7 protein-coding genes and 2 pseudogenes are annotated in these 10411 nt (G+C 71.1%); 2 read left to right on the top strand and 7 right to left on the bottom strand.

Translation table 11 applies throughout. The features are described from left to right. From GRC12_RS46030 to GRC12_RS36450, 6 genes and pseudogenes are all read right to left on the bottom strand, one after another. Positions 1-138, bottom strand: a pseudogene (locus GRC12_RS46030) (sugar ABC transporter ATP-binding protein); the annotation flags it as partial. A gap of 4 nt (positions 139-142) precedes the next feature. Further along, entirely contained in the window at positions 143-1219 is a 1077-nt protein-coding gene (locus tag GRC12_RS36470; RefSeq protein ID WP_208784362.1) for an ABC transporter permease, read from the bottom strand. Then, the gene (locus tag GRC12_RS36465; protein WP_208784360.1) at positions 1219-2223 is read right to left on the bottom strand and encodes a sugar ABC transporter substrate-binding protein; all 1005 of its coding nucleotides are present in this window, start codon (positions 2221-2223) and stop codon (positions 1219-1221) included. The genes GRC12_RS36470 and GRC12_RS36465 overlap by 1 nt, the downstream gene beginning before the upstream one ends. Positions 2224-2569: 346 nt before the next feature. Then, entirely contained in the window at positions 2570-4747 is a 2178-nt protein-coding gene (locus GRC12_RS36460; RefSeq protein ID WP_208784355.1) for a GH92 family glycosyl hydrolase, read from the bottom strand. A gap of 220 nt (positions 4748-4967) precedes the next feature. Continuing rightward, the gene (locus GRC12_RS36455) at positions 4968-5645 is read right to left on the bottom strand and encodes a polysaccharide deacetylase family protein (RefSeq protein WP_208784353.1); all 678 of its coding nucleotides are present in this window, start codon (positions 5643-5645) and stop codon (positions 4968-4970) included. After that, positions 5642-6316, bottom strand: coding sequence for a glycoside hydrolase family 11 protein (locus tag GRC12_RS36450; protein ID WP_208784352.1), 675 nt, complete (start codon positions 6314-6316; stop codon positions 5642-5644). Before GRC12_RS36450 ends, GRC12_RS36455 begins: the two co-directional genes overlap by 4 nt. A 344-nt stretch (positions 6317-6660) precedes the next feature. On the opposite strand from GRC12_RS36450, the gene GRC12_RS36445 reads away from it, so the two are divergent. Further along, a complete protein-coding gene (locus tag GRC12_RS36445; protein WP_208784351.1) occupies positions 6661-7443 on the top strand; it encodes a hypothetical protein in 783 nt (260 codons plus the stop codon). Then, positions 7440-7976, top strand: a pseudogene (locus GRC12_RS46995) (alpha/beta hydrolase); the annotation flags it as partial. The gene GRC12_RS36445 and the pseudogene GRC12_RS46995, both read left to right, overlap by 4 nt. A gap of 495 nt (positions 7977-8471) precedes the next feature. Here the strand turns inward: GRC12_RS46995 and GRC12_RS36435 are convergent. After that, positions 8472-9695, bottom strand: a complete 1224-nt coding sequence (locus tag GRC12_RS36435) for an MFS transporter (protein WP_208784350.1) — start codon at positions 9693-9695, stop codon at positions 8472-8474. Between the last annotated feature and the right edge of the window lie 716 nt (positions 9696-10411).

The raw sequence follows: 10411 nt of genomic DNA, 5'->3' as shown, positions 1-10411 counted from the left end.
GCTGACGCCGTGCAGGGCGCGGATGTTGCCGTAGGACTTGCCGGCGCCTCGTAGCTCGACGATCGGGGTGTCCCCGCCCTCCGGCGGGGTGTCCGCGAGGATCGCTCCGTGGGTTCCGGTTCCGTTGCTGGATGTCATGCGGTCACCTCCTGGTCGCCGACTGGCGGACCCACAGATTGATCATCACGGCGCCGAGCAGCATGACGCCGAGGAAGGCCTTGAACCAGTCCGGGTTCCAGCCGGCGAAGACGATGCCCTGGTTGACCATGCCGAACATGAACGCGCCGAAGACCGGGCCGACGGCGGAGCCGTAGCCGCCGGTCAGCAGACAGCCGCCGATCACCGCCGCCGCGATGTAGATGAGTTCCTGGCCGACGCCCTCACCGGACTGGACGGTGTTGAAGGTGAAGAGCTGGTGCATGCCGACGAACCAGGCGCCGAAGCCGACCAGCATGAACAGGGAGATCTTGGTGAAGGTGACGGGGACACCGACGGCCCGGGCGGAGTCCTTGTTGCCGCCGACCGCGAAGATCCAGTTGCCGTACCTGGTGCGCAGCAGCACCCAGGTGGCCAGGGCGGCGAAGACCAGCCAGTAGACGACGGTGATCTTGACCTGGACGCCCCCGACGTCGAAGGACGAGGCGAAGACCTTCCTGGCCTGTGCGAAGCCGTCCATGTCGCTGATGTCGTCGGTGGCGACGTTGCCGGTGATCAGCTTGGTGGCGGCGAGATTGACGCCCTGGAGGATCAGGAAGGTGCCCAGGGTGACCAGGAAGCTGGGCAGGCCCGTCCTGACGACCAGCCAGCCGTTGAGGAAGCCGATCGCCAGCGACACCAGAAGGGCGACGATCACACCGACCCACACGTTCATGGTCAGTTGGAAGCTGAGCATGCTCGCGGTGAGCGCGGAGGTGATCACCGCGACGCCGGACGACAGGTCGAACTCGCCGCCGATCATCAGCAGGGCGACCGGCAGCGTCATGATGCCGATGGTGGAGGACTGGTACAGGACGGTCGCCATGGAACCGCCGTCGCGCACCGGCGGGGCGGCGATCAGGAAGAAGACGTAGACCGCGGCGGCGCCGAGGAACACACCCACCTCGGGCCGGGCCAACAGGCGTACGGCCAGGGGACGTTCGGCCGTGCGGCCGTCCATCTCCCGGCGGCCGGGGGCCGGCGGTGAGGTCACCGCCGGCTCGGCGTGCTGGGTCATGCTCATCACCTGGTGCCCTTCGCGGCGAACTGGGCGACCTGGTCGACGTTGGTCTTGTCGATGAAGGCGGGGCCGGTCAGGACGGGGGCCGTGGAGCCGCCGCTGAAGTTGCCGTTGGTCTTGTACAGCCACAGGGCGTCGACGGCGAGGTAGCCCTGGAGGTAGGGCTGCTGGTCGACGGCGAACTCGACGCTGCCGTTCTGTACGGCCTTGACCAGGTCCTTGTTGAGGTCGAAGGTGGCGACCTTGGCCTTGGAGCCGGCGTCGGAGAGGGACTGCACGGCGGTCAGGGCGATGGGGGCGCCGAGGGTGACGACCTGGTCGATGGAGGAGTCCTGCTTGAGCTTGGCGGTGATGGTCGACTTCACCGAGGGCATGTCGGTGCCGTTGACGTAGAGGATGTCGGTCTTGCCGGAGAAGCCCTTCTTCAGGCCGGCGCAGCGGGCCTCGAGGGCGACCTGGCCCTGTTCCTGGATGACGCACAGGGCGTGCTTGGCGCCGAGCTGGTTGAGCCGCTGCCCGAAGGCCTGGCCGGCGATGTTCTCGTCCTGGCCGAAGTACTCGAGCATGCCGAGCTGCTTCCAGTCGGAGACGCCGGAGTTGAAGCCGACGACGGGGATGCCCGCGGCCTTCGCCTTGGCGACGACGTCCTTCATGGCGTCGGGCTTGGCGGCGGTCAGGGCGATGCCGTCCACCTTCTGGTCGATCGCGTTCTGCACCAGGTTGGCCTGGTTGCCGGCGTTGGGGTCGGAGGAGTAGACGAGCTTGATGTTGTCCTTTGCGGCGGCGGCCTGGGCGCCCTTGCGGATGAGGTCCCAGAAGGTGTCGCCGGGGGAGGCGTGGGTGACCATGGCGACGGTCATGCGCTGGGTGGTGGCCTTGCCGGCGGAGGCGGCGCCGCCTCCTTCCTCGGACTTCTTGCCGCCGGAGCTGCTGGAGCAGGCGGTGACGAGCAGGGTGGCGGCCAGGGCGGTCGCGGTCAGGGTGATGGCTCGGTGACGTGTGTGCATGTCCCTTGCACCTCGCTGTACTGATCAGGGGAAACGGGATATCGGCTCAAACGGGGCGCTCCGCCCGTTCCGGCGGCGGGCGAGCGGCTTGGGAGCGCCTGGTGCGGCGGCGGGGTGTCGTGTGCGGCAGGCGTGGGTGGTGCTCCGCTCAACGGTATGACTAGCGCGCGTTACTAGCGCGCGCTAGGTGCTCGTACTATGGAGCGCCCCCCAGGTGATGTCAATAGATTTGTCAGGACGTATCGACAAGGTGTCCTGTACAGACGTCGGCCCGCCCGCGTCGAGCGGGCGGGCCGGAGAGGTTCCTGCCGCCGGCGGGGCGAGCCCGGCGCTTGTGTGATCGTGTTCAGTCCTTGGAGCCGGCCACGGACGGATCCTCCAGCTCGTAGCGCAGCACGCCACCCGTCGCGGGGAAGGTGTCCGGCAGGAAGGCGGTGCCGGCCGGGCGACCGTCGAGGGCCAGGGACCGTACGCGCGAGGTCGTCGCGGACGCCCGCGGGGCCAGGACCGTGAAGGTGACCCCGTTGCCGCGGTGGACGGTGACGGCGGGGAACAGCGGGCTGGCGAGGGCGAGTTGGGGGCTTCCCGGGATGTGCGGGTACATGCCGAGGGCGGCCCACACGGCCCAGGAGGACATGGCGCCGAGGTCGTCGTTGCCGACGAGGCCGTCGGGGCGGTCGGCGTACAGGCTGGTCAGCGCCCGCCGGACGGTGTCCTGGGCCCGGTCGGGACGGCCCGCCGAGTCGTAGGCCCACGGGGTCCCGAAGGACGGTTCGTTGCCCAGGTAGGCGTACGGCTCGTCGGGACCGGCGTTGAGCCGGGTGAAGAAGGCGTCCAGGCGCGCGGTGACGGCGGCGTCGCCGCCCATCGCGGCGAACAGGGCGGGCAGGTCGTGCGGGACCATCCAGGTGTACTGCGCCGCGTTGCCCTCGACGTACTCCGCGCGCTGGGCCGGTGTGAAGGACGGCCGGCTGCCGTCGGCGGCGCGGGGCTGGAGGTAGCCGCTCGCGGGGTTGAACAGCGAGCGCCAGTTGCCGGCGGCGCGCGTCAGGGCGGCCTCGGTGTCCCTCTCGCCGAGGCGGCCCGCGAGTCGGGCGAGGGCGGCGTCGGCGACGGTGTACTCGAGAGTGGTGGACGCGCTGCCCCAGACCCCCTTGGTCGCGGTGGGGACGTAACCCAGGCTGTCGTAACGCTCATGGCCCGGTCGCTGCCTGCTGTCGTGCCGGCCCGCCAGCGCGGTCCGCAGCAGGCCCTCCGCGTCGAAGTCGGTGGCGCCGAAGGCGTGGATCGAGGCGGCGATCGCGGGCAGCGGGTCGCCGACCATGACGCCGGTACCGCCGTTCGCCACCGTCCAGCGGTCGAAGTACCCCGCCTGACGCCCCTGTTCGAGGATCGACTGGGCGATGTCGGAGGCCTCGCGCGGGGCGAGCAGGGCCAGCAGCTGGACCTGGGAGCGGTAGACGTCCCAGCCGGAGAAGTCGGCGTACTGGGCGTGTCCGGGGCGGGTGCGGTGGACGAGGCCGTCCATTCCCGGGTAGCGGCCGTCGGCGTCGCTGAGGACGCTCGGGTGCAGCAGCGAGTGGTACAGCGCGGTGTAGAAGATCCGACGCTGCTCCTCGGTGCCGCCCTGCACGGCGATCCTGCCGAGCCACGTGTTCCACAGGTCGCGGGTCGAGCGCCGTACGACGTCGAAGGAGCGGTTCTCCTGCTCCACCCGGGCGTTGGCGCGCGCGGAGCCGACGCTCACGAAGGAGATGCCCACCCGGGCCGTCACCGTACGGGTGCCGGGCGCGAAGGAGACGTACGCCCCGGAGCTCTTGCCGTCCAGGGGCTCGGCGGTGGCGAAGGGCTGGTCGAAGACCGCGTGGAAGTAGAGCCGGTAGCGGTTGGACTTGCCGCAGAATCCGCCGCTGTCGGTGTGTCCCGACAGGGTGCGGGATCCGATGGTGATCTCTCCGGTGGCGCCGTTGAACGCTCGGCCCGCGTCCACCGTCAGCGCGGCCGGCTCGGTGCCGTCGGCCGGGTAGGTGAAGCGGGCGACGCCGGAACGCCGGGTCACGGCGATCTCCGTGTGGATGCCGTTGTCGAGGCGGACCCCGTAACTGCCGGGCGACGCCTCCTCGTTGACGTGGGAGAAGGTGGCGAAGCGGGCGGCCGGGTCCGGGTCGGGGCGGCCGGTGAGCGGCATGAAGGGGATGTTGCCGTAGTCGCTGCAGCCCGCGCCCGAGATGTGGGTGAGGCTGAAGCCCCGGATCCGGTTGTCGGGGTAGGCGTAGCCGCCGTGCTGGTGCGTGACCGTGTCGGGGCTCCACTGGATCCCGCCAAGCGGCGCCGAGGCGCCGGGGAAGGTATTGCCCCCGCCGCCGCCGTGACCGAAGTCGACGCCGCCCGGTGCTGTGCCGACGAAAGGGTTGACGTAGCCGGCCGGGTCGTCGGTGGGGCGCGGGGTGAGGGGCGCCGCGTGGACCGGTGGGGCCAGCAGGACGGCCGAGGCCAGGGCGGCCGCGAGGGGGTGCAGGCGCAAGAAGCTCTCCTGGAAGCGGTCGGGCGTCGTGGTGTCCTACGACGACGGTCCGCTCACGGTGGCCTCCGGGAGGCCCGATCGCGTGACACCTGGCCGCGGCACGCCGATTAATCAGGCTCCCGGCGCAATGCCCAGCCGGGTCGACGGGATGGGATTGCGGCGCGGCAGCTCGTGGCAGCCGCGCCGCAAGTGCGGTGTCCGCGGGGGACGTTGCCGGGCGTCAGCCCGTGAGGGCGACGGCCCGGCCGGTCTGCGGCGAGATCATCCCGGCGCACAGGCCGCGGGCGGCGAGGCCCTGGGCGATACGCGGGACGGCCGCGACCGTGTTGGCCGGCCAGTCGTGCATCAGGATGATCTGGCCATTGGTGAGCCGGCCCGCGGCCTGCACGATCGCGTCCGTACTGGCGCCGTTCCAGTCCTGCGAGTCGACGTCCCAGATGATCTCCCTCAGCCCGTACGTGGCCTCGGCCGTCCGCACCGTCGCGTTGGTCTCGCCGTACGGCGGCCGGAACAGCTTGGGCGTGCCGCCACCGGCGCTCGCGACCGCCTGCTGGGTACGGGAGATCTCCGAGTCGATCTGCGACGGGGCGAGCTGGGTGAGATGGGGGTGGGTGTAGCTGTGGTTGCCGACCCACATGCCCGCACTCACCTCGGCGCGGACCTGGGCCGGGTACGCGGCGGCGTACTGGCCCTCGTTGAACATCGTGGCCCGCAGCCCGCTCTGCCGGAGCGCGTTCAGCAGGTTCGGCGTGTTGCCGGAGGGGCCGTCGTCGAAGGTGAGTCCGACGTAGCCGTTGCAGGTGGCGGCCCGCGCGGGAGCGGTGGCGAGGGTGAGGGTGCCGGCGGCGAGGGCGACGGCGGTGGCCGCCAGCAGGGGCCGTAAGGGCGCGGCCCTCATGACGCCACCGTGATGTTCGAACTGCCGCTGCTCTGGTAGCCCTCCGTCGCGAGGATCATGTAGTACTTGAAGCTGCCGAGGGGCATGCCCGCGCGGGCCCAGGCGTCGAAGTGGTTGCCCGTGGTGATGGAGCCGCCGGTCCGCTTGGACTGCCGTACGCTCCAGTACTGGTTGAAGGTCTTGTTGCCCTCGACGGACGGCGCGTTGTACCGGGTCGTCTGGTAGATGTCGTAGGTGCCGCCGTCGCTGGTGACCGTGCCCTTGTACGTGCCCGTGGGCCGGTAGGTGCCCCAGTTGTCGACGATGTAGTACTCCACGAGCGGGTTCGACGTCCAGCCGTACAGCGACAGGTAGCCGTTGCCCGAGGGGCTGAAGCTGCCGGAGTACGACACGGTCCTGCGCGAGCCGTTGCTCCAGCCCTTGCCGGCGACGAAGTTGCCGGTGTTCCGCCAGCTGGTGCTGTAGTTGCCGCCGGAGCCCAGGGTCATCGAGACCGTGCCCTGGGCGTCGGTCCAGAACGAGTAGTAGAAGCCGTTGTCGGTGCTGGTCTGGTTCGTGGTGATGACGGTGGCGGCCCGGGCGGTGCCGGGCAACGCCAGGGCGGCGGTGGCGCCCAGCAGCATCGCGCAGGCGGTCCTGCGGGTCGTCGTGGGTGCGGGTGCGATGTCCATGAGCGGTTTCCTCCGTGTCCTCCAAGGGGGCGGGGTCCGGTCGAACAGTGTTGGCCTGCACCCGTCAAGCGTCAACAGTTTCGGTGATTATTTCGAAACATTCGTCGCACTGGATGGTGTATGGGAGGAAGAAACGGCAGCTTGAAGCCGCAAGTGATGTGAATGAGCCGGGTGGCTCATTTTGCCGAGAAGGTGAGACTGATTCCGATGCTCTCGATTCTTCGAATGTTTCGAAGCTTTTCCGGGCGGAGTCACACCTCGCGGTGCTCGATGCCGGAGGGGGACGGCCGCGTCGGCCGAGGGGGACTGTGAGACGGTCGTGACCGGTGCTGCACACTGTGCCCATGACACGCATGAGGAAGGTCGCGGCCGCGCTTCTGGCCGCGTCCGCACTGCTCGTGACGCCCCCCACCGCCTCCGCCACCCCCACTCGTTCCGCGCACGAATACCTCGCTCGCGAGACCTTCGACCGCCTCCCCCTGGGGCCGGTCACCGCGGGCCACGGCTGGACCGCCGACACCTCCGGCGGCTCGCTCACCGTCGTACCCAGCTCCACCGGCCACGGCCGCGAACTGCGCCTTCACACGGAGGGCAACGGCCGTGCCTTCCTCGTCTTCTCCGATCTCGCACCCGCCGGCAACAGCTTCTGGGCCCGGCTGCGTCTGCGCGTCGACCGGTTCCCCACGGCTCCCGACTGGGCGCACTGGACCGTCGCGGAGGCCTCCGGCTCCGATGTCCCCACGCTGGTCCGCCCGTTGGGCGGCCAGTACGTGCCCACCTCCGCAGCCGACTTCTGGGGAGTCGGCTCCGACCTCGGCCCCACCGGCGACTGGACCGCATGGCAGACCTCGGCACCCGCCGCGGCGGCCACATGGCAGTGCGTCGAGTTCCATCTCGACGCGAAGGACAACCGCGTCACCGTCTACCTCGACGGCGTCGAGCGGCCCGAGTTGACGGTGTCCACCAGGCAACACGGCGGCACCGCCGACGACTTCGTCTTCCCTCACTTCGACAAGCTCAGGCTGGGGTGGCAGTTGTACCAGGCGAACCCCACCCCTTCCGCGTACGACGTCCGCATGGACGACGTGGCGCTGAGCAACAAGCGCGTGGGCGGGTGTGCCTCATGACACGACGACCGACACGACGACCGATGCGCGGAGTGGCGCGAGGACTGTCGCGCCGAGCACTGCTGGGAGGGCTGGCCGGCGGGCTCGCGGCCGCGGCCACCGGGGCGGGCCGGGCCGCCGCGGCCGGGCGGAGCACTCGGGCGGGCCGGGAGCCGTACGTCCCGGTGGCCGTGAGCGGCGGCGGTGGTCCGCTCGGCACGGACCGGGTGCATGTGCTGAAGATCGGCTCTGACAGCGCGCGGACGGTCCTGGTCCTGGTACCGGGCATGTTCGGGGCGGCCAACGACTTCCGGCTGCTGGCCCGGGACTTGGTGGCGGCCGTCCCCGGGGTGCAGGTGTGGGCCTTCGACCGGCGCGAGGAGAACCTGGCCGACCGCTCCGGGTTCGCCACCCCGGACCCCGCCGCGTACTACCTGGACGGCCACTACCGCACGCAGGATCCGGCGGCCTCCGCGTTCGCCGCACGGTGGGGCCTGGCCCGCACCCTGGAGGACCTCAGGACGGTCGTCGCGGTCGCGGCCGAGGGCGGTCGGCGCCGGGTGGTGCTCGGCGGCCACTCCTGGGGTGCGACCACGGCGATGACGTACGCCGCGTGGGACTTCGACGGCTGCCCCGGATACCGGGATCTGGCCGGCCTCGTGGTGGTCGACGGCGGAGTGCGGGGTGCCTTCGACGGCACGGGGGAGCCGGTCGCGGACTCGCCGGAACAGGTGCGCGAGCGGCTCGCCGCCATCGACGGCGGAGCGGTCTTCGACCTGACCCTGAGCGCCGTCGGGCTCGGCAGCCGGGCGGAGAGCACCCAGATCTGGTACCAGCTCGCGGGCTGGTACGCGCACCGGGACCCGGACGGCCGGTCCGTCCTGCAGCCCCGGATGCCCGACGCCCTGCGGCCGCCCGTACCCGTCACCAACGCCGGTACTCACCGGCCTCGGCTGACGGCTGAACGCAGGACGGGCGGTGTCGGCGGGGCGTCGCACGCTTCGCCGACACCGGGGCGGTGCACGGCGCTCGGGGCTGTTCCTTGCCCGTCAGGCGGCGCATCGCGGCGGGGGCCGGTCGACACGGCAGAGGAGCAGTACGGCGACGGCGACCGCGACGGTCAGGAGGCCGCCGCCGGTGATCGTCCAGGTCGTACCGAGGGTGGCACCGGCCGTGCCGTGGGCGAGGTCGCCCAAGCGAGGTCCGCCCGCCGCGAGTACGGTGTCGATTCCCTGCAGGCGGCCCCGCATGTCGTCCGGCGCGGCGGTCTGCAGCACCGTCTGGCGGAAGACGCTCAGGGTGAGCAGCGCGCCGCCGGCCAGGACCAGCCAGACCGACGCGGTGAGCAGTGATCGGGAGAACCCGAAGCCCGCGACTGCCGCGCCCCATACGGCGATCGAGACGCCGATCGCGAGGCCGTGACGACCGACGCGAGTGAACAGGCGGGAGAACAGGGCCGCCAGCAGACCGCCGGCCGAGAGGGCGGCGTAGAGGACGCCGATGTCGGACGGGTGGAAGGCCTCCCCTGCCAGTTGCGGGAAGAGGGCGGTGGGGAGGGCCAGGAAAAGCGCTGCGAAGTCGGACAGACAGACCACCAGAAGGAGTTGATGCCTGGTCAGGAGGAGCAGGCCCTCGGTGATCCGCTGGATTGCCGAGGGTGGGGGATGCGTGTGCGTGGTGTTGACGGTTGGGGGGAGGGCGGGCAGGCGCCATACCGCCCAGAGCGTCGCGCAGACCGCCGTTGCGTCCGTGAGGTACAGCGTCTGGGGTCCCACGGCGGGGATCAGGGCGCCGGCGAGCAGGGGACCGGTGATTCCGGCGGAGAGGATCACCGTGGACTGGAGGGCGTTGGCGGCGGGCAGCGCTTCGAGCGGCAGTAGGCGGGGCGTCACGGCCCTGCTCACGGCGGTGTTGGCGCCGAAGAGGGCTTGCTGGACGCCGGTGAGGAGGAGCAGGACGCCGGTCGACCGGAGGTCGGCCCACGCCTGCGCCCAGAGCAGGGCCGAGGTCGCGCCGATGCAGGTGGTGGTCGCCAGCAGCACGCGCCGACGGTCGTGCACGTCCGCGAGCGCGCCCGCCCACAGGGCCGCCAGAGCCATGGGGGCGAAGCCGATGAGGCCTGCGAGGCCGACGTAGGCGGAGGAGCCGGTGAGGGCGTAGATCTGCAGGGGCACCGCCACGGCCGTCAACTGGGCGCCCAGGGCGGTCACGATGCCGGCCGCCCACAGCCGCCGGAACTCGGTCACGCGCAGTGGCCTCGTGTCGACCAGCACCTTTGCCCTCCCCTCGGCCCGACGTGCGGTCCTGGGCCGAGGGTGCGGGCTCACCCAAGGGCAAGGTCAACTTCACTTTGTGCAGGGGGACTTGGGGCGAGGTTGGCGAGAGTTCGTGATTGACGGGTGGATGGTCGAGGCGAAGAATCCGGTTGTGAGCCGGGTTGGCGTGTCCTCGTCGAGGGGGCCGGGGGGAGAGACGTGGACGGGCGGGAATCGCCGACAGGTGATGTCGGGGCTGAGGGCATCGTTGTCGAGGCGGGCGCCGAACGTGATGCCGCACGGGACGGGGCGGCACCGGGGGCTCGGAGCGGAGGGGACGTCGATCCGCGGGCGGCGATACGACGGTTGACCGAGGACGGTGACCATCGGCGGGCCGCGGAGGAGGCCGAGGCCCGGGAACAGGAAGCCGTCCGTGCACACGGTGCCGCGAGCGCCGATGCCGCGGGGTGGGCGGAGATACGGGCCGATGTCGCGCGGGCGGGGGGTGAGTTGGGCGCGGCCACCCGGTGGTGGCTGACGGCGGCGAGACGGCGCCTGGACTCACGACCGTCGGACGGACCGGGGGCGGTGGCAGCGGCATGCAGTGCGCACTGGTGCTGGGAGCGGGTGACCGACGGGGCGGAGGCACTGCGGCTCGGCTCGGAACTCGTCGCGCTGTTGCACCAGGTGCCTGGCCTGGACCCACGTCACATACCGGCTGCTGAGGGCAGGCT

Source organism: Streptomyces griseorubiginosus (assembly GCF_017614965.1).
In the GTDB taxonomy this organism is placed as follows: domain Bacteria; phylum Actinomycetota; class Actinomycetes; order Streptomycetales; family Streptomycetaceae; genus Streptomyces; species Streptomyces griseorubiginosus_B.
This window is presented reverse-complemented; position numbering and strand designations above follow the sequence as displayed.

Excerpts from the sequence above, each read along its gene's own strand:
- GRC12_RS36465 (WP_208784360.1), bottom strand. The coding sequence starts at position 2,223 with ATGCACACACGTCACCGAGCCATCACCCTGACCGCGACCGCCCTGGCC.
- GRC12_RS36445 (WP_208784351.1), top strand. The coding sequence starts at position 6,661 with ATGACACGCATGAGGAAGGTCGCGGCCGCGCTTCTGGCCGCGTCCGCA.
- GRC12_RS36470 (WP_208784362.1), bottom strand. The coding sequence starts at position 1,219 with ATGAGCATGACCCAGCACGCCGAGCCGGCGGTGACCTCACCGCCGGCC.
- GRC12_RS36450 (WP_208784352.1), bottom strand. The coding sequence starts at position 6,316 with ATGGACATCGCACCCGCACCCACGACGACCCGCAGGACCGCCTGCGCG.
- GRC12_RS36455 (WP_208784353.1), bottom strand. The coding sequence starts at position 5,645 with ATGAGGGCCGCGCCCTTACGGCCCCTGCTGGCGGCCACCGCCGTCGCC.